General features: G+C 72.7%; 20 protein-coding genes. 9 read left to right on the top strand and 11 right to left on the bottom strand.

Features of this window, described 5'->3' with window-relative positions:
• Both ACFVYL_RS08560 and ACFVYL_RS08555 read left to right on the top strand, forming a co-directional pair.
• Positions 1-428 (top strand): DUF2975 domain-containing protein (locus ACFVYL_RS08560; protein WP_389713838.1); only part of this gene is annotated, 428 nt, incomplete at its 5' end.
• Positions 428-661 carry a helix-turn-helix domain-containing protein gene (locus tag ACFVYL_RS08555; protein WP_389713836.1) on the top strand — a complete coding sequence of 78 codons (234 nt, stop codon included), beginning with the start codon at positions 428-430 and terminating at the stop codon, positions 659-661. The genes ACFVYL_RS08560 and ACFVYL_RS08555, both read left to right, overlap by 1 nt.
• On the opposite strand, the gene ACFVYL_RS08550 is transcribed toward ACFVYL_RS08555, so the two are convergent.
• Entirely contained in the window at positions 633-2,891 is a 2,259-nt protein-coding gene (locus tag ACFVYL_RS08550) for an MMPL family transporter (RefSeq protein ID WP_389713835.1), read from the bottom strand. The genes ACFVYL_RS08555 and ACFVYL_RS08550 overlap by 29 nt on opposite strands.
• A gap of 276 nt (positions 2,892-3,167) precedes the next feature.
• Between ACFVYL_RS08550 and ACFVYL_RS08545 the strand changes: the two genes are divergently transcribed.
• Both ACFVYL_RS08545 and ACFVYL_RS08540 read left to right on the top strand, forming a co-directional pair.
• The gene (locus ACFVYL_RS08545) at positions 3,168-4,376 is read left to right on the top strand and encodes a sensor histidine kinase (protein ID WP_389713833.1); all 1,209 of its coding nucleotides are present in this window, start codon (positions 3,168-3,170) and stop codon (positions 4,374-4,376) included.
• Positions 4,373-5,155, top strand: a complete 783-nt coding sequence (locus ACFVYL_RS08540) for a response regulator (protein ID WP_389713832.1) — start codon at positions 4,373-4,375, stop codon at positions 5,153-5,155. Before ACFVYL_RS08545 ends, ACFVYL_RS08540 begins: the two co-directional genes overlap by 4 nt.
• A 63-nt stretch (positions 5,156-5,218) precedes the next feature.
• Here ACFVYL_RS08540 and ACFVYL_RS08535 read toward each other — a convergent pair whose 3' ends face one another.
• A complete protein-coding gene (locus ACFVYL_RS08535; RefSeq protein WP_389713831.1) occupies positions 5,219-6,451 on the bottom strand; it encodes an FAD-dependent monooxygenase in 1,233 nt (410 codons plus the stop codon).
• A gap of 96 nt (positions 6,452-6,547) precedes the next feature.
• Here ACFVYL_RS08535 and ACFVYL_RS08530 point away from each other — a divergent pair, with 96 nt between their 5' ends.
• The gene (locus ACFVYL_RS08530; protein WP_389713829.1) at positions 6,548-7,129 is read left to right on the top strand and encodes a TetR/AcrR family transcriptional regulator; all 582 of its coding nucleotides are present in this window, start codon (positions 6,548-6,550) and stop codon (positions 7,127-7,129) included.
• 48 nt (positions 7,130-7,177) lie between these two features.
• On the opposite strand, the gene ACFVYL_RS08525 is transcribed toward ACFVYL_RS08530, so the two are convergent.
• Genes ACFVYL_RS08525 through ACFVYL_RS08515 form a run of 3 tightly spaced genes read right to left on the bottom strand, consistent with a single transcriptional unit; the run spans position 7,178 to position 10,229 of the window.
• Positions 7,178-8,473 (bottom strand): ABC transporter substrate-binding protein, encoded by a 1,296-nt coding sequence (locus ACFVYL_RS08525; RefSeq protein WP_389713828.1) that lies wholly within the window; start codon positions 8,471-8,473, stop codon positions 7,178-7,180.
• Positions 8,473-9,309, bottom strand: a complete 837-nt coding sequence (locus ACFVYL_RS08520; RefSeq protein ID WP_389713827.1) for a carbohydrate ABC transporter permease — start codon at positions 9,307-9,309, stop codon at positions 8,473-8,475. Before ACFVYL_RS08520 ends, ACFVYL_RS08525 begins: the two co-directional genes overlap by 1 nt.
• Positions 9,306-10,229, bottom strand: coding sequence for a carbohydrate ABC transporter permease (locus tag ACFVYL_RS08515; RefSeq protein WP_389713825.1), 924 nt, complete (start codon positions 10,227-10,229; stop codon positions 9,306-9,308). The genes ACFVYL_RS08520 and ACFVYL_RS08515 overlap by 4 nt, the downstream gene beginning before the upstream one ends.
• 148 nt (positions 10,230-10,377) lie before the next feature.
• Between ACFVYL_RS08515 and ACFVYL_RS08510 the strand changes: the two genes are divergently transcribed.
• The gene (locus ACFVYL_RS08510) at positions 10,378-11,241 is read left to right on the top strand and encodes a phosphotransferase enzyme family protein (RefSeq protein WP_389713824.1); all 864 of its coding nucleotides are present in this window, start codon (positions 10,378-10,380) and stop codon (positions 11,239-11,241) included.
• A 52-nt stretch (positions 11,242-11,293) separates the two neighbouring features.
• Here ACFVYL_RS08510 and ACFVYL_RS08505 read toward each other — a convergent pair whose 3' ends face one another.
• The 4 genes from ACFVYL_RS08505 to ACFVYL_RS08490 form a co-directional block, all read right to left on the bottom strand.
• Complete coding sequence (locus ACFVYL_RS08505) at positions 11,294-11,998, bottom strand: 3'-5' exonuclease (protein ID WP_389713822.1); 705 nt, start codon at positions 11,996-11,998, stop codon at positions 11,294-11,296.
• A gap of 121 nt (positions 11,999-12,119) precedes the next feature.
• Positions 12,120-13,361 (bottom strand): SAV2148 family HEPN domain-containing protein, encoded by a 1,242-nt coding sequence (locus ACFVYL_RS08500; RefSeq protein ID WP_389713820.1) that lies wholly within the window; start codon positions 13,359-13,361, stop codon positions 12,120-12,122.
• Between the two features lie 101 nt (positions 13,362-13,462).
• Positions 13,463-14,782, bottom strand: a complete 1,320-nt coding sequence (locus ACFVYL_RS08495) for a copper amine oxidase (protein ID WP_389713819.1) — start codon at positions 14,780-14,782, stop codon at positions 13,463-13,465.
• Positions 14,783-14,844: 62 nt separating this feature from the next.
• Positions 14,845-15,636, bottom strand: a complete 792-nt coding sequence (locus ACFVYL_RS08490; protein WP_389713817.1) for a Tat pathway signal sequence domain protein — start codon at positions 15,634-15,636, stop codon at positions 14,845-14,847.
• Between the two features lie 158 nt (positions 15,637-15,794).
• Here ACFVYL_RS08490 and glgX point away from each other — a divergent pair, with 158 nt between their 5' ends.
• Positions 15,795-17,903, top strand: coding sequence for a glycogen debranching protein GlgX (glgX, locus tag ACFVYL_RS08485; protein ID WP_389713815.1), 2,109 nt, complete (start codon positions 15,795-15,797; stop codon positions 17,901-17,903).
• On the opposite strand, the gene ACFVYL_RS08480 is transcribed toward glgX, so the two are convergent.
• Complete coding sequence (locus ACFVYL_RS08480; RefSeq protein ID WP_389713814.1) at positions 17,878-19,170, bottom strand: MFS transporter; 1,293 nt, start codon at positions 19,168-19,170, stop codon at positions 17,878-17,880. The two genes, glgX and ACFVYL_RS08480, sit on opposite strands and share 26 nt — an antisense overlap.
• A 90-nt stretch (positions 19,171-19,260) precedes the next feature.
• Between ACFVYL_RS08480 and treY the strand changes: the two genes are divergently transcribed.
• Positions 19,261-21,783, top strand: a complete 2,523-nt coding sequence (treY, locus tag ACFVYL_RS08475) for a malto-oligosyltrehalose synthase (RefSeq protein WP_389713960.1) — start codon at positions 19,261-19,263, stop codon at positions 21,781-21,783.
• Here treY and ACFVYL_RS08470 read toward each other — a convergent pair.
• A complete protein-coding gene (locus tag ACFVYL_RS08470) occupies positions 21,719-23,062 on the bottom strand; it encodes a cytochrome P450 (RefSeq protein ID WP_389713812.1) in 1,344 nt (447 codons plus the stop codon). The two genes, treY and ACFVYL_RS08470, sit on opposite strands and share 65 nt — an antisense overlap.
• Positions 23,063-23,266: 204 nt before the next feature.
• On the opposite strand from ACFVYL_RS08470, the gene ACFVYL_RS08465 reads away from it, so the two are divergent.
• Positions 23,267-24,472, top strand: coding sequence for a M14 family zinc carboxypeptidase (locus ACFVYL_RS08465; protein ID WP_389713811.1), 1,206 nt, complete (start codon positions 23,267-23,269; stop codon positions 24,470-24,472).
• The last annotated feature ends 39 nt before the right edge of the window (positions 24,473-24,511 follow it).

Genomic DNA, 24,511 nt, shown 5'->3' with positions numbered 1-24,511 from the left:
CGCGCGAGCGCGGGGTGGGGCTCGGCGTCAGGGGTCGCCCCGAGCTCCTCTCCTTCCACCCCCCCGCCCGGGGGCCGCCGCCCCACCCCTGGGGGGGCCCGCTGCCCTGGATGCTGTTCGGCGCCCTCGCGCTGCTGCTCTTCTCCCGGCTGCTCAAGGCGGTCCTTGAGCAGGGGCCCTTCACGGACGCCGTGGCTCAACGGCTCACCGGGCTCGGCTGGTTCGTCACGCTCGGGGCGCCGCTGGCCGGTCTCGTCGTCGGCTGGTCCCACTCCTGGCTCGTCAGCAGCATGGCGCCGATCGTGGGTGCCGGGCCTACGGTCTCCGGGTCGCTGGAGCTCGTATTCGCCGGCCTCGCCGCGGTGATCATGGGTAAGGTCATGCGCGAGGGTGTTCGTATGCGAGAGGACCTCGAAGGGACCATCTGATGCCCGAAGAGGAAGCCCACTCGATCCGGATCCACCTGGACCGGGTGCTCGCCGAACGCGGCATGACCCTGACCGAACTCTCCGCGCAGGTGGGCATCACCGTCGTCAACCTCTCCGTGCTCAAGAACGGGCGGGCCAAAGCCATCCGCTTCTCGACCCTTTCGAGGATCTGCGACGTCCTGCGGTGCCAGCCGGGAGACCTGATCACCCATGACCCCGCTGATCCGACCTGAGCAGGACGGTGTCCGTGTCCCAGTGACGGTCCCACTGGGCCGTTTCGGGACCTGAGGCCGGGGCCCGGAACGGCTCCCGCGGCTCGTGGCCTCGGTCCGGTGTCCGCCGCTCGGGCCTGCGCGGCCACCACAGCCCGCGGCCGAGGATCGCGGCCAGCGCGGGCACAAGGACGAGGGAGAGCACCAGCGAGGACAGCAGGATGCCCAGGCCGGTGGCGAAGCCGATCTCCTGGGTGGCGGGGCTCGCGGCCAGACTGGCGAAGGAACCGGCGAGCACGATGCCGGCCGTGGCGATGGCGGGCGCGGTGTGCCGCACCGCCTCGGCCACCGCGCGCCGGGCCGTCACCGGCTTCGCCATCTCCTCCCTGATCCGGTCGGTGATCAGGATGTTGTAGTCGGTACCGAGGGCGACGACGAAGAGGAAGAGCACCAGGGGCAGCGTGAAGGAGACGCCGGGGCGGTCGAGGCCGTGCTGGAAGACCAGGGTGCTCGCGCCGAGGGTGCCGAGGAATCCGAGCCCCACGGCGATCATCAGGACGACCGGTGCGAGCAGGGAGCGCAGCAGCAGGAAGAGGATCACCGCGATCAGCAGCGCCGCGACCGGGAAGACCAGGCGCAGATCCTTCTCCACGGCCGTCGAGATGTCGGCGAAGACCGCCGCCGTTCCCGTGACATGGGCCTCGGTACCCCGCGGGGCGGTCCGCGCCGCCGTCTCCCTGACGGGTCCCGAGACCAGGTCGCGCGCCTTCTGCGAGGCGGACTCGACGCTCAGGAACAGATCGACCCGCGCGGCGGTGCGGTCCTTGCTGAGCACCGGCCTGCCCACCTCTCCGACCCCTTCCGTCCTGCCGAGGGACCGGGTCATCCCGGTGAGCGAACTCGCCCTGATCTCACCGCCGTCGGTGCTGCGTACGTACACGGTGTGCGGGTCGGAGACGCCCGCCGGCAGGCTGCGGGAGATCTGCTCGGCCGTCCTGACCGCCGCGGTCTCGTGCAGGCCCTGCTGGTCGTAGCTCATCTTCAGGCCGAGCGCCCCCGCGCCCAGCGCACCGAGCAGCACCAGACTGCCGAGCGCGTACCGCAGCGGCCTGCTGCTCACCGCGTGGCCCAGGCGCGCGGCGAGCCCGCCGGTGCGCTCCTTCTTCCACGCGCGGGCCGGCCAGAACATGCCGCGGCCGAGCACGGCGAGGAGGGCGGGCATCAGCGTGAGGCTGGCCAGGAGCATCACGAGCACCGAGACCGCGATGGCGGGTCCGAGCACCCGGAACTGCCCGAAGCTCGCGAGGCCCAGGGTCGCGAAGGCGGCGACGATCGTCAGCGCGGCGGACGTGATCGCGCCGCCCACCCGCCCGGTCGTCTCGGCCGCCGCCGTCCTCGCGTCCTGCCCGGGGTGGTTCCGCAGCTGCTCGCGGAACCGGAACATCAGGAAGAGGAAGTAGTCGATGCCTATGCCGAGGAGTACGACGCCGATCAGTGAGGGAGTGGACGGGTCGAGGTCGACGCCGGAGAGCTTCGCCGCGCCGACCACGGCTCCCGAGGCGACACCGCCGATCAGCGCCACCGCGATCAGCGGTACGAGAGCGGCCGCCAGGCTGCGGAACACCAGCACGTTCAGGAGGACGATGAGGCCCATCGTCAGGCTGGAGACGACCTTCCCCGTGCTCGCCTCGGCGTCCGTGTCGTCCACGGTGGAGGCGATGCCGCCGGTGAACCCGACGCGCAGCCCGTCGTCCGCGAACTTCTCCTGCGCGGAGTGGCGGAACTTCTTGTAGACGTCCTGGAGACCGGTGTCCTGGGGATTTCCGGTGAGCGACACCGTCAGGAGCCGGAAGCTCCTGTCCGGGGCCACCGCCCCGGGCGACACCCGCGGGGTCTGGGAGTGGTCCTTCCGCAGCGGCTCGGGCTTCGGCGCGACGATCCGGTCCCGGCCGAGACCGGCCGCGGTGCCGGTGATCCGCCGCTGGTCGCCCGCGGTGAGTTTGCCGCCGTCGTCCCTGGCGACGAGCACGGTCAGGGCGTTGGGGTCGGGCTTGGTGCCGAACTTCTCCTCCGCCGTGCGCAGCGCCACCGCGGAGTCGTACTTCTTGGGCAGGAAGTCCCCGGCCTGGGAGTCGGTGACGTCGAACATCATCGCCTGCCCCACGAAGGACAGCGCCGCCCCGAGGACGGTCCAGACGAGGACCGTCAGCCATCGATGTCGGGTGGAGAACGAGGTCAGCTTGCGGATCATGATGTCTTTTCCCTGCGTTTCCCGGGCGGTGGCACGGCCCGCGAGGGGTTCCCGGGGCTCCCAACAGGCCATCACGCCGGGCCCCTTGCGGACGTCGGCCGCCGGAAGGGGACGCGGCCGGGACCCGGGTCCGGTACGGCGCCCCGGCCAGTACTCCGGTACTGGGTGCGACAACCGCCCCCGCGCCGATCCGGGCGCCCGGCGGCCGGGATCTAATGGTGCTCAGAGATCGGGACGCCAGGGCCCGGCCGACCGGCTCGACTTGGAGGCGCGCGGATGCGCCGCGACTTCTTCCCGCCCGCGCCGCCCACCGGCGGGCCGCGGCCGACGTGGGGCGACGCACTGCTCGCCGTCGTCGTGACGGGGCTCGACATCCTCGCCTACCTCGCCCCCGGCGAGGAGGGCATGCCAGGAACGCGCTTCACTGTGCTCGGTGTGCTGCTCGTCGTCGCCGCCGCGCCCCCGTTGCTCTTCCGGCGCCACCGCCCCCTGCCGGTGCTCTTCGCGGTCCTTGCCGTGCAGACGGCCGTCAACACCGGGCTCGCCGTCGACCCGGGCACCCCCATGTCGAACAGCTACGGCGGCGCCGTCACCGTGGCGCTCTACACCGTGGCCAGGTACAGCGGGCCGCGCACCGTGGCGCTCGCCGTCCTGGCCGCCCTGCCCGTCCAGCTCGTACGGGGCGTGCTGGGCGACCTGCCGGTGGCGAACATCGCCATCGACGTACTGGTCACCCCGGCCCTCGTCGTCGGCGCGGGGCTCGGGGTGCGGCAGTGGAAACGGCAGCTCGACATCAACCGCAGGCTCCTCGCCGACCGTGCGGTGGGCGAGGAGCGGCGCCGCATCGCGCGCGAGCTCCACGACATCGTGGCCCACCACATCACCACCATGTACCTGATGTCCGGCGGGGCCAGATCGACGCTGGAGCGCGACCCCGAGACCGCCCGCGAGGCGCTGGTGACCCTGGAGGAGTCCGGCCGTACGGCGCTGCGCGAGATGCGGCAGCTCCTCGGGGTGCTGCGCAGCACCGACTCCCCCGAGGAGACGCCGTCGGAGCCGCAGCCCGGCGTGGACGGCATCGAGCGGCTCGTCGCCGAGACGACCGCCGCGGGTCTGCCGGCCGAACTGCACGTCACCGGCCGGCCCCGCCCGCTGCCGGAGTCGGTCGGCCTCACCCTCTACCGCATCGTCCAGGAGGCGTTGACCAACGCCCGCAAGCACGCGGGTCCGGCCCGCGCCACGGTGCGGCTCGGCTACCTCCCGGACCGGGTCACCGTCACGGTGGCCGACGACGGGGCCGGTGACGGCAGGGCTCACGGCGGGGCCGTCCGGGGCGGCGGATACGGTCTGCTGGGCATGCGGGAACGGATCGCGCTGCACGACGGTTCGCTGCGCGTCGGCAGCCGTACGGAAGGCGGGTTCGAGGTGGCCGCGAGTGTGCCGCTGCCCGACGACGCGTACGAGAAGGAAGGCACCGCACGATGACCTCACCCACCGAACCCGATCCCGGGGCCGAGCCCGGGACCGATCCCGGGGCCGAGAACGCGTCCGGGGACGGGAGCGAGCCCGGACCCGGCGCCGGGTCCGGCCGGATCACCGTGCTCATCGCCGACGACCAGCCGCTGGTGCGCCGGGGGCTGTCCCTGATCCTGCTCTCGGACCCCGCCATCGAGGTCGTCGGCGAGGTGGGCGACGGCGAGCAGGCCGTCGCGGCCGCCCGCGAACTTCGCCCCGACGTGGTCCTGATGGACATCCGCATGCCGGTGCTCGACGGCGTCGGGGCCACCGGGCGTCTGACGGCCGAGCTGCCCGGGTGCCGGGTCCTCGCGCTGAGCACCTTCGACATGGACGAGCACGTGGTCGGCGCGCTGCGGGCGGGCGCGGCCGGTTTCCTGCCCAAGGACGTCTCCCCGGAGGAGCTGGTGGCGGCGCTGCGCACCGTGCACCGCGGCGAGGCCGTCGTGGCCCCGCGCCTCCTCACCCGCCTGCTCGCCACGTTCGTGACACCGGCCCCCGCCGCGCACCCGCCGGGCGAGGACCTTTCCGGCCTCACCCCGCGCGAGGTCGAGGTCCTGCGGCTGATCGCCGCCGGGCTCGACAACACCGAGATCGCGCAGAGGATGCGGATCGGCGTCCAGACCGTGAAGAACCACGCCACCGGCATCTTCGCCAAGCTCGGTGTGCGCGACCGCGCGCAGGCGGTGATCGTCGCGTACGAGTCGGGCCTTGTGCGGGCGGGCCGGGGCAACGGCGCCAGGAGCTGAGAGCCGGTCCGGCCCTCGGGGCGCAGGACCCGCTGGACCGCGTGCGGTGAGCCGCGTCGCCGGTCAGACGGCCGGGCTCGTCCGGGGCTCTCCCATGGGGGCGCTGGTGCGGCCGTGTTCGGAGTCGGCGAAGGCCTTGCGGACGAGCGGACGCGCGGCCTTCGACTGGAGTGCGCGCATCGCCAGCGCGTTGACCCGGATTCCCAGCGCGGACTTGGGGGCCATGGAGGCGACCCGGCCGGGCAGGAGTTGCTGCGCCGATGCGGCCCTGGGCCGCATGGCCCGCTCGAAGGCGGTCAGCGCGGCGGGCGTCCGCGAGGTGTCGCCGGGCGCGCCCGCGGCGCGCAGCGCGGCCGCCAACTCGGCGGCGCCGCGCAGGGCGAGGGCGGTGCCGAGGCCGCTGAGCGGGCTCGCGCACCAGGCGCTGTCGCCGAGCAGGACGATCCGGCCGACGCTCCAACACGGCACGTGCACCTGGTCGAAGGTGTCCAGAGCGAAGTCGTCGGCCTGCCGGGCCGCGGCCAGGAATTCGGCGGTGCGCCAGCCGACACCGGCGAACGTCCGCTCAAGCAGAGCGAGCTGGGCCTCGCGGGCGTGCCGCGGGGGCAGCGTGTCGGCGGCGAAGGTCAGGCCCACCTCCTGCTGCCCGGGGTGGCCGGGGCGGGCCTCGACGGCGCGGCGGCCAGGTGCGTTGTGGGTCAGGAACCAGCCGTCGACGGACGGCGTCCCGGGCCGCTCGGTGAGGGTGAACCAGGCGTGGGCCAGGCCGAGGGGCTTGCGATAGTTCTCCTCCGGTCCGAACCGCAGCGCGCGGACCCGTGAGTGCGCGCCGTCGGCGCCGACCACCAGGTCGAACGTCTCCTCCGCGCCGCTGCGGAAGCGGGCGAGCACTCCTGCCCCGGTGTCCTCCAGCGCCTCCACGGTCTCACCGAACCGGTGCGTCACGCCCGGCCCGGTCGCCTCGTGAATGATCCGGGCGAGGTCCGTGCGCAGCAACTCCTCACGGGACACGTAACCGCGCCCGTCGAACGCCTCCACCGGCATCTCGGCGAGACGCCGCTCCCGCGCGTCGACCCAGGCCGCGCCCCGCTGCGGCACCAGGCAGTCCAGCGCCTCCTTGAGCAGTCCGGCGCGCTCAAGGACCTCCCGGCTGTCGCCGCGCAGGTCGACGGTCTGGCCGCCGGTGCGCAGGGCCGGCGCGATCTCCGCGACGGTGACCGTCCAGCCGTCCCTCTCCATGAGCAGCGCGAGTGTGTCCCCCGCGATTCCAGCGCCGACGACGAGTACGTGAGCCACGGCATCCTCCGATTCCGACCCCTCATGCGAATCTTTCGCATTTAGAGTAGCCACACCGGTCGCCCTAATGCAAGAGTTTCGCGATAGAGTGAAGCGGTGACGCAAGCATCAGGGACAGCCCGCCCCGGCGGCCGTACCGCCCGGACCCGCGAGGCCGTGCGCGCGGCCACCCGTGAACTCCTTGCCGAATCGGCCGACGGCACCGTCGACATCACGGAGGTGTCGGCCCGCTCGGGCGTCCACCTCGCCACCGTCTACCGCCGCTGGCGCAGCGCCGACGGCCTGATCATCGACGCGGTGGTGGACGAGCTCGGCAGTCGTTCGCCGCTGCCCGCCACCGGCGACCTGCGGGCCGATCTGCACGCCTGGATCACCAACCTGCTCAGCGACCTGACCAGGCCGGGCCATCTGGCCTTCTTCCGGGCCCTGCTCCGGGCCGGCGGCGAGGGGCAGGACACGCGGAGCTTCGCCGAGCCTCGTATCCAGCAGATCCAGGCCACCCTGGACGCTGCCGGTGCCACCGTGCTGACCTGGGTGGACATCTTCGAACTGGTGCTGGCACCGGCCTATGTGCGTGCGCTGCTCACCCTGCCGATGGACCCGGCGACCGAGGCCGTGCGGCTGGTCGACAACGTGCTGGCGGTCCGGGCGGCGCGCGAGCGCGGAGCGGCGGAGTAGGTTGAGGGACAGGTCCTCAGCCGGGACAGGTTCTCAGCCTGGCGCCTGCTACCGCTGGTAGCGCGCCAGGACCAGATTGCCGTCCTTCACCAGCCGTTTCCGCAGCTCGTCGAGTCCGATCGCCCCGCTGTAGTACTCCTGGAGCGCGGGCGTCGCGACCTTGTCCTTCCACTCCGGATAGCCCCGCACCGACTGGGCGGGCGCCGGGCGCAGGCCCTCGGCGAGGGCGGTGCCCGTGGCCCAGTCGTCCTTCTTCGTGTGCAGGGCGGGGTCCTTGAGCGCCTCCTTGCCGGTCGGCAGCATCCAGTCGCCGCGCGCCAGCTTCACCATGTTCGGCGGCCGCAGGAAGAAGTCGATGAACGCGACGGCCTCCTTCTTGTGCGGGCTGTCCTCGGCGACGGAGAGCGTCTGCGGGCTGACGCCCTGCGCGCTGCCCTCCTTCCCCGCCGGCGCGGGCAGCACCTGCCAGTCGAAGCCTTCGGGGGCCTGCTGGACGATCTGCTGACGGTAGGAGAAGCCGAGCGGGACCATCGCGTACTTGCCGCCGAAGAAGCCGGGCAGCGTGTCGGATCCGCCCATGCCGAGCGTGGTGTCCGAGGCGCTCTTGTCGGTGTTGACCTGGTCGTGGACCGTACGCGGCATGATCTCGTCGGCCGCGTCGAAGCGGACGTCGACCCTGCCGTCGGCCCCGCGGTGGAACATCCGGCCCCCGGTCGACAGCGACAGGTTGAGCGTCGCGGAGACCGGCTCCTTGAGCGGCCAGGCGACGCCGTACTTGCCGTCGCTGCCGTCGCCGAGCTCCTTGGTGATCTTCCGGAACTCCGGCCAGCTCCACGGCTTCCGGGGGGTCGGGACGCGGACGCCCGACTCCTTCAGCCACCGGGAGTTGGCGATCAGGACGCGCGGCTCCTGCAGGAACGGCACTCCGTAGATCCCGTCGTCGAACGTCGTCGTCTGCCAGCTCCGCCGCGGGATGTCGGACCTCAGCCGCTCGGGGAGCAGCTCGCGCAGATCCGCGAGATACCCGCCGTACGCGAAGTCGGCGAGGTCGTCCGACGCGTCGTGGATGATGTCCGGCGCCTCGCCGCCCTCGAAGGAGGTGAGCAGCTGGTCGTGGACGCTGTCCCAACTGCCCTGGACGAGCTCGACCTTGACGTCGGGGTGGGTGGCGTTCCACTGTGCGACGAGCGCCTTGTTGGCGTCGACGGACTCCTTCTGCCAGGCGAGTGACTGGAACTGGAGGGTGATCTTCCCGTCGTCGTCGCCGGAGTCGCCGCCGCAGCCGGTGAGCAGCAGTGCGAGGGTCGCGGCCGCCGCGGTCAGGAGTCGTGGGGCGGTCCGCATCAGGCCTTCACCGCCCCGGCCAGCATGCCGCCGGCGATCCGCTTCTGGATGATCGCGAAGATGACCAGCGAGGGGATGGTGGCGAGGAACGCGGCCGCGGCGAGCGGCCCGAGGTCGGCGACGCCCTCCGTGCCGATGAAGCGGTTCAGGATGACCGGCAAGGTCTGCTTCTCCGGGGTCTTGAGCAGGACGAGGGCGAAGAAGAACTCGTTCCACGCGGTGATGAAGGCGAACATCGCCGTGGCGACGATGCCGGGCGCCAGCAGCGGGGCGACGACCGAGACGAACGTGCGCACCCGGCTCGCGCCATCCACCGCCGCGGCCTCCTCCAGCTCGGCGGGGACCGCGCGGACGTACCCGACGAGCATCCACAGCGCGAACGGCAGGGACCACACCACGTACACCAGGATCAGGCCGGGCAGGGAGTTGATCAGGTGCAGGTTCTTCAGGATCAGGAACAGCGGAATGATGATGAGCACGAACGGGAACGCCTGACTGATCACCACCCAGCCCGTCGCCGCCTTCGCAAGGCGGTTGCGGTGCCTGGCCATGACGTACGCCATGGGGGTCGCGATGACGACCGCGATCAGGGCCGCGCTCAGCGCCGCGATCAGGGAGTTGCCCGCGGCCCGCAGGAGCGGCTGTTCGTCGAAGGCCTGCCGGAAGTTCTCCAGCGTCGGGTCCTTGGGGATCCACGTGGGGTGCAGGCTGCCCAGTTCGCGGGTGGGCTTGAATGCCGTGGAGATCAGCCAGAGGAACGGGAAGGCGAGGAAGACGAGATAGGCGGCGAGCGCGGCGTACTGCGCGGCGCGCGTCGACTTCTTCGTACGCGTCATGTCTCGTCGTCTCCCTTCAGGCGGCCCACGAGGTAGACGGCGAGGATCACCGAGATCACCGCGACCATGATGCAGCCCATGGCCGCCGCGTATCCGAACTGGCCGTAGCGGAAGGCCTCTTCGTAGGCGAAGAGCATGGGCAGCCGGGTGCGGCCGCCGGGGCCGCCCTGGGTGAGGACATAGACCAGGGCGAACGAGTTGAAGTTCCAGATGAAGTTGAGCGCCGTGACGGCCAGGGCGACCGGTCTGATCGCGGGCCAGGTGACGGTGCGAAAGCGGCGCCAGGCACCGGCGCCGTCCATCGCGGCGGCCTCGTGCAGTTCGCGCGGGGTGTTCTGCAGCCCGGCGAGGAGCGCGACGGTGGTCTGCGGCATGCCGGCCCAGACCCCGACGACGATCACGGCGAAGAGGGCGGTGCCGGTGCCGGTCAGCCAGTCCTTGCCGTCCCCGAGGCCGAGGTCGGAGAGCGTCTCGTTGAGGACGCCCGCGTCCGGGTGGTAGACGAGCCGCCACATGATGCCGACGACCACCTCGGGCATCGCCCACGGGATGATCGCCAGCGCCCGTGCCAGCCAGCGCAGGCGCAGGTCCTGGTTGAGGAGCAGCGCGAGGCCGAGCGCGAGCAGGAACTGCGGCACGGTGACGCCGAACGCCCAGAGCAGGCCGATCCGGAAGGAGTCCCAGAAGAGCGTGTCGTGCCACAGGTCCTGGAAGTTGAGGGTGCCGATCCACTGCGTGGCCCGGGTACGGCCCGACTGGGAGTCGGTGAAGGCCAGCGCGATGCCGTAGAGGAGCGGGCCGACGCTGAGGACGAGGATCGGGATCAGCGCGGGCAGCACGAGGAACCACGCGCCGTGGTCGGCGGCCCCGCGTCCCTGCGTGCCTCTCGCTGACCGCTTCGTCGCGGTCGCCACTGTCACGGAATGGGCTCCTTCGGGCGGCTCGGCCGGTGTTCGGCCGCCCGCGCGGCCTGGCGTCATCGTGCTGACGCGACCCGCATCCGTCAACCGCCGGGTGGTCGATGCGAGACTGTCCGGCGAACAGGGCACGACGCAGGGGAGGCACGGGATGGACGAGGCACGGGCGCGGGCCGTACTGGACGCGGCGGAGCTGCCGGTTCCGGTGGGTGGGGCCCGGCTGCTCGCCCTCGGCGAGAACGCGGTGTTCGCCGTCGGCGAGCTGGTCGTCAAGGTCGGCCGTGCCGCGCCCGAACTCCTGGCCCGGGCGCGGCGGGAGCTGGCGGTCGCCGGGTGGCTGGAGAAGGTGGGCGTGCCCGCCGTGCGGCCTGCCGAAGCCGAGGCGCGTCTGGTGGACGGGCATCCGGTGACGCTCTGGCACCGGCTCCCCGAGGCCGTCCGGCCGACCGAGCCGCGCGACCTCGCCGCACTCCTGCGGCGCGTGCACGCCCTGGACTCCCCCTCCTTCGCGCTCCCGCGTCGCGAACTGCTCGGCGGCGTGGAGCGGTGGCTCCGGCTCGCGGGGGATGCGATCGATCCGGCCGACGCGGATTATCTGCGGACGCGCAGGGACGGTTTCGCGGCGGCCTCGGCCGTGCTGACCCCGCACCTCGCGCCGGGCCCCGTGCACGGCGACGCGCTGCCCCGCAACGTCCTGGTCGGTCCCGAAGGACCGGTCCTTGTGGACCTGGAGACGTTCTCCGCCGACCTGCGCGAGCACGATCTGGTCGTGATGGCGCTCTCCCGCGACCGGTACGGGCTCGCCCCGGAGGCGTACGACGGGTTCGTGTCTGTCTACGGGTGGGACGTGCGGGAATGGGAGGGGTGCTCGGTGCTGCGGGGCGCCCGTGAGACCGCCAGCTGTGCGTGGGTCGCGCAGCACGCGCCCGCCAACCCGAAGGCGCTGGCCGAGTTCCGGCGCCGGGTGTCGTCCTTGCGGGACGGCGACGCGGCCGTCCGCTGGTACCCCTTCTGAGCGCCTGACGCGCGGTCGGTCCTGACGCGCGGTCGGTCCTGACGCCGTGGCACTACCCCCGCAGCGGCCAGACCCCGTCCACCACGGCCTCCGCGTTCCCCTTCTTCCGCAGGAAATTCTGGAAGTCCGCCGCCCAGGCCGCGTACCACTCGATCTGGCGGCGGTGCAGTTCCGCCGGGCCGAGGGAGGCGACCTTCGGGTGGCGGTCGGCTATCGCGCCGGCGAGGCGGGCCGCCGCCTGGGCGTCGGCCGCGGCGTCGTGGGCGGACTCCAGGACCACGCCGTACTCCGTGCAGACCGCCTCCAGGTTCCGCTTGCCCCTGCGGTAGCGGTCCACGGAGCGGTCGATCGTGTACGGGTCGATCACCGGGCCCGGCTCGCTGCCGCCGAGCCGGCTCCGCAGGGACGGCAGGCCGTGCCTGCGGAGCTCCGCGGCGAGCAGGCTGAGGTCGAAGACCGCGTTGTACGCGACGACCGGGACGCCCGCCTGCCAGTACGAGGTGAGGACGTCCGCGAGGGCATCGGCCACCTCGGCGGCGGGCCTGCCCTCGGCCGCCGCCCGTTCGTTCGTGACGCCGTGCACGGCGACCGCCTCGGCCGGGATCGGGACGCCCGGGTCCGCCAGCCAGGTGCGGTGGCCCAGCGTCTCGCCGGCCTTGACCTCGATCACCGCGCCGGTGACGATGCGTGCCTCGCTCGGGTCCGTCCCCGTGGTCTCCAGGTCGAAACCGATCAGCAGCTCCCGGTGCCAGCCCATGGCCGCCCCCTTCTTCGTGGTGCTTTCCCCCAGTGACCACCACGATCGCATGCGCCACTGACAATCCGAGGATCGCATTCCGCTTCACCCGCCGACGAGGCCGTCCCACCCGCCCGGCCGTTCACGAGACCGGCCGCGAGTCGGCCCACGCCACCTCGAACTCCTCGCGATATGTCACGAAAAGCCCGCCCTCGCCCGGATCGCCCGACTTCACTACCCGGCCGCCGCCGCGCAGCACGAGGACCGGCGCCTCCATCCCGCGGGTCCTGCGCAGATACGACTGGACGATGGCGATGCCGTCCGCGCCGTCCCCGTCGACCAGGTACGCGGTGAAGCGCGGGGTCTCGTCGAAGACCTGGATCTCGAAGGCGCCCGGGTCGCGAAGGCGCGCCCTGACCCGGCGCATGTGCAAGATGTTCATCTCGACGGAACGGCTCAACTCGCCCTTCTTCAGGCCCAGTTCACGCTCCCGCCGCTTGACCGCACTGCTCGCCGGGTTGATGAAGAGCAGCCGCACCCGGCAGCCGGACTCCGCGAGCCGGACGAGACGGCGCCCGGAGAAGTTCTGCACGAGGAGGTTGAGGCCTATGCCGATGGCGTCGAGGCGGCGGGCACCGCCGAAGATGTCCTCGGCGGGGAACTGCCGCAGGAGCCGGACCCGGTCCGGGTGGACGCCGACGACGTCCGCGTACCGGTCACCGACCAGGTCCTCGACGGTGTCGACGGGCAGGCGCCGCGCGGAGGGCGTGTCGGTGCCCGCGCCGAGCATGTCAAGGAGCCTGGCCGAGGCCCGCTCGGCCTGGGCGAGGACCGCCTCCGAAAGGGCGCGGTTGCGGGAGACGACGTTCCGGGTGACCTCCAGCTCGTCCAGGGCCAGCTCGACGTCGCGCCGGTCGTCCAGGTACGGCTCGAAGCACGGCCAGTGCTGCACCATCAGCTCGCGCAGCTGCGGCAGCGTGAGGAAGCTGAGGACGTTGTCGTCGGCCGGGTCGAGCAGATAGCCCTTGCGGCGGCTCACCTCGCGTACGGCGACGGCCCGCTGGACCCACTCCTGCCCGGCGGGACCCGCCGCGGCGACCACCCAGTCGTCGGCGTGGACCGGTTCGTAGACGGGACGCAGAACAGCGGCCACGACCGCGCGCAGCCGCTGCTCCACCAGGTTCAGCCAGACGTAGGCCCGCCCGGCACGCTGTGCGCGCGTACGGACCTCGCGCCAGGCGTCGGCGTCCCAGTCCAGTTCGGGTCCGATCTGAGATCCCATCTCCATCGGCCGCGCCAGAGACACCGCTCCGGGGGGTACGTCCGCGGAGCTCCCCTCGTGACCCTCGTCACCAGGGGGCAGCTCCCGACCACCCGAGCTCACCCGCGCACCGCCTTCCGCCCCCGAACACTCCCCCGGTCAAAGATCAAGGAAGGGTACTCCGGGAGCGGTCGGCGGTGCAGCCCGATGGGCAGGGTGGATTCTCAACCACCCAGCGGCGGCTGGCCGTTCTGGTTCGCCAGGTCCTGCGGAGTGAGCGGGCTCATAGCCGTGACGTCGCGCGCGGCCAGCGAGAAGCCCTGCCAGTGGACCGGCATCGGCTGCTGGTCCTCGTCACGCGCGATGTGGTGGAAGCCGATGTGCACCCACGTGACGGGGTGGTCCATGGCCTGGCCGTTCACCCACTTGTCGACGCTGGTCGGCGTTCCGTTGGGGCAGCTCGGGTTGTTGCTCGCGTACTGCTCGCACGCCTTGTACTGGGTGAAGTACACGTCGTGCTTGGTGAATTCCCGGCCCGCGTGCTTGTTGCTGGGCCCCGGCACGATCTCGTACGACCGCGGGTGGCCGTCCTTGTTCTTGCCGGTGTTGCTGACCACACGCCACCAGCGCATGTCCTTGTGGTCGCCCGTGAGCTCCTTGGTGACCTTGGTGCGGGTGGTCTTCGTGGTGGGGCTGCCGTCGCCGGTGGGCGGGGTGACCTTGGAGTCGTACTGCTCGACCTTGGCCTTCGGGGAGCCGTCAAGACCGAAGTTGAGCCGCCAGAAGACGTTGTGCGCGTGGCTCTCGGCCTTGGCCTGGTCGCCCTTGCCGATGGGCCAGCCGCGGTCGTCGCCGCCGTCGTAGTCGTACGGCGAGAGGCTGCCGGTCGCGCCGACGTTGGACGTGATGGTGCCGTCCGAGGAGAACCGCCACTCGGTGATGTACTCGTACCAGGAGGCCTTGTTCACGGTGTAGACGAGCAGGTCCTTGCCCTGGCCCGTGTAGAGCTTTCCGTTGCCGCCGGTGCTCTGGTCGTCGTTCAGGCGGTACGCGTGCCCACGCGCGCGCGTGGTGGCGCACAGGCCCTTCACGTCGCCCCGGTGCGGGACCTTGACGGTCTTGATGGTGCCGCCGGGACACTCGCCGGGGTTGAGGTTCTGCAGGGCCTGGCCGAAGTCGGTGCCGGTGACGTCGTCGTACTCGGCCTTGCCGTCGTCGTAGGGCACGTGCACCTGGGCGAGGCGCGCGCTGGTCATGACGGGGATCGGCTTCGGCTCGCCCTTCGGCTGGTAGCTGATCTTGTCGAGGATCAGGCCGGAGAGCGTGTTGTAGTGCCAGCACATGCGCCAGGTCGTGCCGCCGTCGACGGTCTGCTCGATCTTGTAGGCGTCACTGCAGTCGGCCGCCGCGGCGGGCGCGGCGGGCGGCGCCTGAGGAGCGGCGGAGGCGGGTGCGGCGACGGATATGGCGCCGCCGAGGAGCGCGGAGACCGCGAGGGCCATGGTGACCCGTTTGCGGGCGCGCGGAACTCTGTTGACGTGCATTGCGGAGTGAACTCCCTCGTACGAGGAGAAGCGGGCGTGTGATGTCGTCGTGGGCGGCCGGATCAGCCGAGGCGGCCCACGGTGCGGGTGCTCAGGTCGACCACGAGGGCCCGGGTGTCGATCCACGGACCGTTCTTGACCTTGGTGACGACCTGCAGACACCGGTGCTTGCCGCACTCGGTGAGGTCGGACGGCACACGCTTCACGGTCTCCTTGCGGAAGACCATGCCGCTCAGCTGCAGCTGTCCCGGGCCGGCCAGCGCCTTGCCCGTGGCGTGCTGGAAGTCCTTCTTCAGGCCCTTGCCGAGCGGGTCGGCGATCAGCAGCCTGGCGCCCTCGGCGAGCTCCTCCTGGCTGGGCGGCGGCTGCACGTTCTGCGTGGTGGTCGTGTGGGCCACCGTGCCGGTCCGCAGATCCACCGTCTTGGTGATGACGGCGTCCTTCTTGTAGTCGTAGTAGACGACTTCGGCCCGCCGCGGCGGGGTCGCGCCGCTGTCGCTGGGCTCCGGCTCGCTGAGGTTGGTGGACAGCAGCTGCGGGCCGCGGTCCCCCTCGACGTCCCGGGCGCTGGAGCGCATCTGGCCCGAAACCGAGGCCTTCTCCGCGCGCTCGATCTCATCATCGGTCAGCGGGTCGCTGCCTATGCCCTTCTCGCCCTCCTGGGGCGCGGCCTCCACGACGCCGTCCTTCGCGATGGCGTCCTGCTCCGCCGCCGCCGCGTTGGCCTGGCGGTCCCCCGAGCCGCCTGCCTCCGAGCCGGGCAGATTGACGCCCACCAGCACGGCGGTCGCGGCCGCCAAGACCGCCGCGCCCGCCACCACCTTCCCCAGATGGCGTCTGACTGTTTCTCGCACTTACTCCCCCTACTCCCCTGGCGCCCCTTTGATGGGCATGCCGAGTATGTGGTCGGACGGTTAGACGGCTTCAACTCCGGGGTGGTTGCCCCACTTTCGGGCAGACTCTGGCCAAAGTGGCCCCAACTCGAGGGGGCGTTAGTGGAAGAGTCGTATACATGCAGGTCTGGCCTGGGCAGGCGTATCCCTTAGGTGCCACGTACGACGGAGCCGGCACGAATTTCGCGGTCTTCTCCGAGACCGCAGAGCGCGTGGAGCTGTGTCTGCTGCACGACGACGGCTCGGAGACAGCCATCGAGCTGCGCGAGTCCGACGCGTTTGTGCGGCACGCGTATCTGCCCGGCGTCATGCCGGGACAGCGCTACGGCTTCCGGGCGCACGGCCCCTACGCTCCGGAGCAGGGGCACCGCTGCAACTCCGCGAAACTGCTGCTCGATCCGTACGCGCGCGCGGTCAGCGGGCGCATCGACTGGGGGGAGGAGGTGTACGGCTACCACTTCGAGGAGCCCGGGACGCGCAACGACCTGGACTCGGCGCCGCAGATGATGACGTCGGTGGTGGTCAATCCATACTTCGACTGGGGCGACGACCGCCCGCCGCGCACGCCGTACCACCAGACGGTGATCTACGAGGCCCATGTGAAGGGCCTGACCATGCTCCACCCGGACCTCCCGGACGAACTCCGCGGCTCGTACGCGGCGCTCGGGCACCCGGCGGTCATCGAGCACCTCACCGGCCTCGGCGTGACGGCGCTGGAGCTGATGCCGGTCCACCAGTTCGTGAACGACCACCGGCTCGTGGACATGGGCCTCAACAACTACTGGGGCTACAACACCATCGGCTTCTTCGCCCCGCACAACGCGTACGCCTCCTGGGGCGACCGGGGCGAGCAGGTCCTGGAGTTCAAGCAGGCCGTGAAGGCGCTGCACGAGGCGGACATCGAGGTGATCCTCGACGTCGTCTACAACCACACGGCCGAGGGCAACCACCTGGGCCCGACACTCTCCTTCAAGGGCCTCGACAACGCCTCGTACTACCGCCTCATGGACGATCCCCGCTACTACATGGACACCACGGGGACCGGCAACTCCCTGCTGATGCGCTCGCCGCACGTGCTGCAGATGATCATGGATTCGCTGCGGCACTGGGTCACGGACATGCGCGTGGACGGGTTCCGCTTCGATCTCGCGGCGACGCTCGCGCGGCAGTTCCACGAGGTGGACCGGCTGTCGTCGTTCTTCGACCTCGTGCAGCAGGACCCGGTGGTCAGCCAGGTGAAGCTGATCGCCGAGCCCTGGGACGTCGGCGAGGGCGGCTATCAGGTGGGCAACTTCCCGCCGCTGTGGACCGAGTGGAACGGCATGTACCGCGACACGGTGCGCGATCTGTGGCGGGGTGAACCGCGCACCCTCGCGGAGTTCGCGTCCCGGCTCACCGGCTCCTCCGACCTCTACCAGGACGACGGCCGGCGCCCGCTGGCGTCGATCAACTTCACCACCTGCCACGACGGGTTCACGCTGCACGACCTCGTCTCGTACAACGAGAAGCACAACGAGGCCAACGGCGAGAACAACCAGGACGGCGAGAGCCACAACCGCTCCTGGAACTGCGGCGCCGAGGGCGAGACGGACGACGAGGCCGTCCTCGCGCTGCGGGCGCGCCAGATGCGGAACTTCATCGCCACGCTGATGCTCTCCCAGGGCGTGCCGATGCTCAGCCACGGCGACGAGTTCGCGCGCACGCAGGGCGGCAACAACAACGCCTACTGCCAGGACAACGAACTGGCGTGGGTGCGCTGGCCCGACGGCGAGAACTCGCTCCTCGCCTTCACCCGGACCATGGCGATGCTCCGGCGCGACCATCCGGTCTTCCGCAGGCGCCGGTTCTTCCACGGCCGTCCGGTCCAGGGCACGCGCGACGAACTGTCCGACATCGCCTGGTTCACGCCCGAGGGCGACGAGATGGAGCAGAGCGACTGGGACGCCTCGCACGCGCGGGCGCTGAGTGTGTTCATGAACGGCAACGCGATCTCGGAGCCGGATTCGCGGGGCGAGCGGATCTCCGACGACTCGTTCCTGCTGATGTTCAACGCGGCACCGGAGCCGACCGAGTTCGTGGTGCCGGTCAACCACGGGCGGCAGTGGCAGATCGTGATCGACACGGCGCTCGACGACGGGGTGCCGCCGGACGCCGGGCCGAAGGTGCAGGCAGGCGACCGGCTCACGCTGGCGGACCGGAGTCTCACGGTGCTGCGGCGTCCGGCGTGACGACGGCGCGGGGCGGCTGAGCGGAGGCTTCGGGGCGGGGCGGCTGAGCGGAGGCTTCGGGGCGGGGCGGTTCGTGGCGGGCGATCAGGGCGATCACGAACGCCACCGCCGCGGCCGCGCTGCCGAGGGCGAACGCCGCCCCCGCGCCGTGGGACTCCGCGAGCCGCCCGGCCACCGCGAGCGTCACCGCCTGCCCGCCGACGAAGGCGCTCGCCGCGAAGGTCATGCCCTCGGCGAGCCGCTCCCGCGGCACACCCCGCTCGGTGAGGGCGAAGCCCGTGATGAGGTTCGGTGCGTAGACCGCGCCGAAGAAAGTGACCACTACGTAGAGCCCCGCCAGACTGTCGGTCCACACCAGCGGCAGCGAGAGCAGCGCCGCGGCAGCCGTCGCCACGCGCCAGCGCGCGAGCAGCCCGAAGCGCTCGGGCACCGCGGCCATGGAGAGCCCGGCCACGGCGCTCATGACGCCCATCGCCGCGTACACGAGCCCGGCCTGCCCCGGCTGCCCCAACTCCTCGGTGAGCGCGGTGATCCCCGCCCCGCAGGCGCCCAGCAGCACCCCGAGGAAGAGCAGCCCGGCGCGCACCACGTACACCGAGCGCGGCAGCCGCGGACGCCCGCCCCGCGCGCGCGTGGGCCCCTCGGCGGCCGCCTTGGGCGTACGGCCTGTCGGGTGCAGCGCGAAGGCCGTGCCGCAGACGGCGACCAGGAGCGCCGCCGCCCCGAAGGCGTACGCCGGGCGGCCCGCCACAGACGCGAGGCCCACCAGGGCGGGGCCGAGCACGAAGGACAGCTCGTCCATCGTGCTCTCCAGGGAGAGCACGGTTCCGGCGAGCCGGTCGTCGCCGCCCGCGGCGCGCACCAGCGGGACCACGCGGGCGCGGGCGAGCGGGCCGATCCCGGGAATCGTGGCGCCCGCGAGGACGCCCAGGGCGACGAGGACGGGCGTCGGCAGACCGGCGACGGCGCCCAGGGTGTAGGCCGTGATCGCCGCGGCGTTGGCGAGCGAGAAGGCGAGCACCACGGGGCGCTGGCCCCGCCGGTCCGCGAGGCGGCCGACGAACGGCCCCAGGCCCACCTGGCCAAGGGCGAGCGCGCAGGCGACGATCCCGCCGGTGGCCAGCGACCCGCTGGTCTCGGTCACAAGCAGCACACTGCCGAACTGGATCATGGCCACGGGCAGCCTGCCGAAGAACGAGAGGACGGGCAGCAGGGCCCCTGTCGTCCGGAGCACCGTGCGGTACGCGTCCCGCGTGTTCTGAGCCATCGTCCGACGCTAACGACGCGGTCCGGCGGACACGCATGAGTCGATGACACGAAAGCCGCCGAGAGGGGTACGTACGTTCACATGACGCGCATGACGCCGGATCGCCCCGGGCCCGCGGTCCCGCCACCGCCCACCGCCACCTACCGGCTGCAGCTGCAGCCGGACTTCCCCTTCGCGGCCGCCGAGGCCGCCGTCCCCCATCTGGCCTCGCTCGGCGTCTCGCATCTGCACCTGTCACCGGTGCTCGAGGCCGTCCCCGGGTCGACGCACGGCTACGACGTCGTGGACCACGCGCGCGTGCGGGAGGAGCTGGGCGGCGAGGACGGGCTGCGGGCCCTGTCCCGCACCGCCCGCGCGGCCGGGCTCGGCCTGGTCGTGGACATCGTGCCGAACCACATGGCCGCGGTGCCGCGCCACAACCACGCGCTGTGGGAGGTGCTGCGCGAAGGCCCCGCGTCGCCGTACGCGCGCTGGTTCGACATCGACTGGGAGGCGGGCGGCGGGCGCGTCCTGCTGCCCTTCCTCGGGGGCCGCGTCGGGGACGAGCTCGGACACCTGCGGGTCGACGGGGACACACTCCGCTACCACGAACACGCGTTCCCTCTCCGGGAGGGCACCGCCACGCTGCCGCTTCCGGAACTCCTGGACGCCCAGTGGTACCGCCCGGCCTGGTGGCGGCTCGCCCGTACGGAGCTCAACTACCGGCGCTTCTTCACCATCTCGGACCTCATCGGAGTGCGCGTCGAGGACCCGGAGGTCTTCGAGGCGACCCACGGGAAGATCCTGTCGCTGCTCCGCGAGGGCGTCGTCGACGGCCTGCGGATCGACCACCCGGACGGCCTGGCGGACCCGGGCGCGTACCTCCAGAGGCTGCACGAGGCGACCGGCGGACGCTGGACCGTGGTGGAGAAGATCCTCGCCGACGGCGAACACCTGCCCGCCGCCTGGCCGGTGGCCGGCACCACCGGCTACGACGCGCTGCGCCACATCGACGGCGTCCTCACCGACCCGGCGGGCGCCGGTGAACTGCTCGGCCAGTACCGGCGCTTCGCCGCGCCGCCCGCGGACCGGGGCGGCGACTGGGACGCGACGGTGCGCCGCGCCGCGTACAAGGTCGTCACGCACGAACTGGCCGCCGAGGTCGGCCGCCTCACCCGGGTCGCCGCCGCGATCTGCGCGGCCGACCCCGCCCTGCGCGATTACGCCCCGTGGACACTGCGCACCGCGCTCAGGGAACTGCTCGTACGACTTCCCGTCTACCGGCCCTACGTCCGCGGAGGCGACGCCCCCGAGACGGTGCTCACCGAGCGCGCCGCCGAGGAGGCCAGGGCCGCCTTCGCCGTGCCCGAGGAGGCCGCGGCGGTCGACGTCGTACGGGACCTGGCGCTGGGGCGGTCGCGGGTCCCGGTGGCCAGGGAGGCGCTGGAGGAGTTCCGCGCACGGTTCGCCCAGACGTCGTCCGCGCTGCGCGCCAAGGCCGTGGAGGACACCGCGTTCTACCGGCACGCGCCGCTCCTCTCGGCGGCGGAGGTGGGCGGCGCGCCCGAGCGCCCGGCGGTGCCGGCCGAGGAGTTCCACGCGTACTGCGCGCGCGTGCAGCGCGACTGGCCGTACTCGGGCACGGTCCTGACGACCCACGACACCAAGCGCAGTGCCGACGTGCGGGCGGGCATCTCCGTCCTGGCGCAGTGCCCCGGCCGGTGGGCCGACCTCCTCGCCGAAGTGACCGAGCAGACCGCGCGCGTGGGCGGCACCTGCGCGCCCGACGCCCAACTGGCCTGGGCCGCCTGGCAGACCTCGGTCGGCTTCGGCTTCCCGTACGACACGCGGCTGCGGGACGCCCTCCTGAAGCACGTGCGCGAGGCGGGCCTGCACACCAGCTGGACCGAGCCCGACGAGGCGTACGAGAAGGCCGTGGAGGCGTTCGTGGAGGCGGGGCCGAGCGGGCCTCCGCTGTACGCGGTGGCCTCCTTCGCGCAGGGCCTTGACACCCATGTGCGGGCCACCGTCCTCGGGGCGGCGCTCCTGCATCTGACGATGCCCGGCGTGCCCGACGTCTACCAGGGCACGGAGAGCGAGTACCGCGCCCTGGTCGACCCGGACAACCGGCGGCCCGCACGCTTTCGTCCGCACGTCCTTGAACGGCTCGACGCCCGACCCGGGCGCGCGGGCCTCTCCGGCCTCGCGGGCCTCGCGGACCTCTCGGAGGAGAAGCTGGTGCTCACCGCGACGGCGCTGCGGCTCCGGCGTCGGCGGCCGGAGCTGTTCGGGGGCGCGGCGACGTACGAGCCACTGGCCGCCGATGGGCCTGGCGCGGCGCACTGCGTGGCGTTCGCCCGTTCCGGAGAGGTGGTGGCGGCGGCGACCCGGCTCTCCTTGCGCCTCGCGGACGCGGGCGGCTGGCGGGAGACGGAGCTGGCGCTCCCGGTGGGCCGGTGGTCCGATCTGCTCGCTCCGGGGCGCGAGTTCGAGGGGCACGCGCGCGTGGCGGAGCTTTTCGCCACGTCGCCGGTGGCGCTCCTGGAACGGGTCCCCGGGGGCGAGCGGCTCAGTCGGGACGCACGAGCAGCGTCCGCGGGCCCCGGGTCAGCAGCCCCCGGGAAGCCGGTCTGAAACCCGGCGCCCAGCGCATCGCCGGCATGGCGTCGAGCAGGGCGAGCAGCCCGTACTCCGCGACGCGGCCGGCGAGCTCGGCGCCGAGGCAGGAGTGGCGCCCCGCGCCGAACGCGAGGCCGCCCGGGTCCCTGCGCAGGATGTCGTAGCGGTCGGGATCGGCGAACCGTGCGGGATCGCGACCCGCCGCACCCACCAGGCAGGCCACGACCGCCCCTGCGGGCAGCGCGGTGCCCGCCACGACGACGGGGCGGACCGCGCGGCGCAGCACGACGGGCGCGGGCGGGTCGCGGCGCAGGGACTCCGCCCAGGCCGCCGGGATCAGCCCCGGCCGCTCGCGGACCGAGGCGAGGGTGTCCGGGTGGTCCAGGAGGTTGGCGAGGAACGAGCCGAGCGCGCGGGCGGTGGCGTCGCCCCCGCCGCCGAGCAGCGAGCCGACGAGCCCGGTCACGGTGCCGTCGGACAGCGGCCGTCCGTCGACCTCGGCGGTGCACAGCACGGAGAGCAGGTCGTCACCGGGACGCGCCCGGCGCCGCGCCAGGTGGGGGCGCAGCCGGGCGTCCAGGTCGTGATGGTGGCCTCCGAGGTGGGTGAGGCCGCCGTGGCACCACGCATGGACGCGTGCGGCGTCTTCGCAGGGCAGGCCCAGAGCGCTGACGACCGCGGCGGTCGGCAGCCACCGGCAGAACTCGGCGACGAGGTCGGCCTCCCGGCGGGCGGCGATGCGGCGGGCCAGGACGTGCGCGGTGCGCGAGACCCCACCGGCCAGCGCGGCCCCGGCCCGCCCGCGCACCCCCGGCTCGACGAGCGCCCGGTGCGCGAGGTGCGTGGCCCCCTCCAGATGCGCGAGGGTCCGCCCCGGCGGCAGAGCGACGAGCCACGGCCGCACGAGGGCCCGCCACACGTCCCCGTACCGGCTCACGAGCCAGGCCCCGAGAAGCTCGTCGCGCACCAGGGGGTGGCTCTCGCGCAACAGCCGGAAGACGGGGTACGGGTCCCTCGCGACACCGGGCGAGAGGAGGCTCGGTGGGTGTGTCCGCGCGGGGGCGGCGCGTGCGGGCGGCGCGGGCCGTGTGCCGGGAGCCGGGGGTGCGGTGGGTCCGCCGGTGGTGCGGGTCGGTGCGCCCGGGGCCGGCGGAGGTGTGGGGGCGCGCTCCTCGCGGGGCGCGGCGGAGGGGCCTGCGGCCGGTATCGGGCCGTCGGGCGGGACGGGTGGGCAGCGCACCGAGGGCTCCGACCTGTGCGTCGGCGCGGCGAACGGCCGCGCGGGTGTGTTCAAGACGACCACCGGGCGCCGCGCGGCGCAGGCTCCGTACCACCGTACGGGTGACATCGCGCGGGGCGCCGCTCCCCCCTGGGCGTTCTTGACACCCCTTCCGGGGCATGGGGTACTGCGATTGCCTCAGTGAGGGGCCGGACGGGGGGCCGACTGGCGGTGCACCACTATCCCAGTGTTCATGAACTCGTCGTTTCCGCACGTCAGTTGGCTGCCCACCGCACCGAACTGAGCGTTCTGCGCGAGGTCGGCACCTCGCGCGAGGGGCGGCCGCTGCACCTGCTCTCCGTCGGGAGCTCCGCCCGCGCGGTCCTCGTCGTCGCGGGCGCGCACGCCAACGAGCCGACCGGCGGTTCGACGCTCCTGCACCTCGCCGAGCGGACCCTGCGCGACCCCCGCCTGCGCGCCGACACGTCCTGGCACTTCCTGCTCTGCGCGGACCCGGACGGCGCGAGCCTGCACCGCACACCCGCGCCCCGCTCGCTCCTGGACTACCACCGGAACTTCTTCCGCCCCGCGGGACCCGAGCAGCCCGAGTGGTCGCCCTCCGTGCTGCCGCCCGACCGGCTGCCGCCGGAGACGCGCGCCCTGACCGCCGTCATCGACGAACTGCGCCCCTACTTGCAGGTGTCCCTGCACGGCACCGACCTGGGCGGCAGTTGGGTGCAGCTCACGAAGGACATCCCCGGCCTCGCGGAGCCGTTCGCCAAGTCGGCGGCGGAGTTGCACATTCCGGTCGAGATGGGGGCGTCGGACGCCGCGGGCTGGTGGGTCTCGGGGCCCGGCGTCCACGTGCTGCCCGGCCCCGGCGCGACAGCGGCGTACCCGAGCCTGCCCGAGGACGCCCGGCTCACCACCTGGCACCGCACCCACCACTACGGCGGGCGCACCGCGATCGTCGAGGTGCCGATGTGGGCGAGCGACCTGGTCGGCGACCCGGCGGCGCATCCGGCACCGGTGCGGGCGATGCGGGCGCTCGCGCGGCGGCTGCGGCGGGACGCGCGGCTCGTCGAGGAGATCCTCGGCGAGGCGCTGCCGCGGCTGCCCGGCGCGGAAGGGCCGATGCTGCGCGCGGCGCGCTGGGCGCTGGCCCTGGTGCCCGGGCTCGCCGACGACTGGCGGCGGCTGCCGCCCGCGGGCACCTCCATGGCGTACATCGGGAGCGTGGACGCCTTCGGCAGGCGGCTGCCGCTGCGGGCGGCCGCGATGCTGCTCCGGGTGCTCGACGAGGCGGGCGACCGGGCGGCGCCGCGCCTGGAGCGGCTCGTGACGCTGTGGAGCGAGGCGTTCGCCGAACGGTTCAGGGCCCGGTGGGTGCCGCTGGAGGACCAGGTCGAGCACCAGTCCCGCACGACGATGGCGGCCGCCTGGCACGCGCGCGCGGAGCTCGACCGGGATCGCACGCACGGGTGAGGGCAGGGGCCCGGAGCCGGTCGGCGGCGGCGTGCGTCA

Origin of the sequence: Streptomyces sp. NPDC058308 (genome assembly GCF_042880275.1) — a bacterium.
Taxonomy (GTDB): domain Bacteria; phylum Actinomycetota; class Actinomycetes; order Streptomycetales; family Streptomycetaceae; genus Streptomyces.
This window is presented reverse-complemented; position numbering and strand designations above follow the sequence as displayed.

Excerpts from the sequence above, each read along its gene's own strand:
- ACFVYL_RS08480 (WP_389713814.1), bottom strand. The coding sequence starts at position 19,170 with ATGGCTCAGAACACGCGGGACGCGTACCGCACGGTGCTCCGGACGACA.
- ACFVYL_RS08555 (WP_389713836.1), top strand. The coding sequence starts at position 428 with ATGCCCGAAGAGGAAGCCCACTCGATCCGGATCCACCTGGACCGGGTG.
- ACFVYL_RS08545 (WP_389713833.1), top strand. The coding sequence starts at position 3,168 with ATGCGCCGCGACTTCTTCCCGCCCGCGCCGCCCACCGGCGGGCCGCGG.
- ACFVYL_RS08510 (WP_389713824.1), top strand. The coding sequence starts at position 10,378 with ATGGACGAGGCACGGGCGCGGGCCGTACTGGACGCGGCGGAGCTGCCG.
- ACFVYL_RS08520 (WP_389713827.1), bottom strand. The coding sequence starts at position 9,309 with ATGACGCGTACGAAGAAGTCGACGCGCGCCGCGCAGTACGCCGCGCTC.
- ACFVYL_RS08550 (WP_389713835.1), bottom strand. The coding sequence starts at position 2,891 with ATGATCCGCAAGCTGACCTCGTTCTCCACCCGACATCGATGGCTGACG.
- treY (WP_389713960.1), top strand. The coding sequence starts at position 19,261 with ATGACGCCGGATCGCCCCGGGCCCGCGGTCCCGCCACCGCCCACCGCC.
- ACFVYL_RS08525 (WP_389713828.1), bottom strand. The coding sequence starts at position 8,473 with ATGCGGACCGCCCCACGACTCCTGACCGCGGCGGCCGCGACCCTCGCA.
- glgX (WP_389713815.1), top strand. The coding sequence starts at position 15,795 with ATGCAGGTCTGGCCTGGGCAGGCGTATCCCTTAGGTGCCACGTACGAC.
- ACFVYL_RS08505 (WP_389713822.1), bottom strand. The coding sequence starts at position 11,998 with ATGGGCTGGCACCGGGAGCTGCTGATCGGTTTCGACCTGGAGACCACG.
- ACFVYL_RS08495 (WP_389713819.1), bottom strand. The coding sequence starts at position 14,782 with ATGCACGTCAACAGAGTTCCGCGCGCCCGCAAACGGGTCACCATGGCC.
- ACFVYL_RS08540 (WP_389713832.1), top strand. The coding sequence starts at position 4,373 with ATGACCTCACCCACCGAACCCGATCCCGGGGCCGAGCCCGGGACCGAT.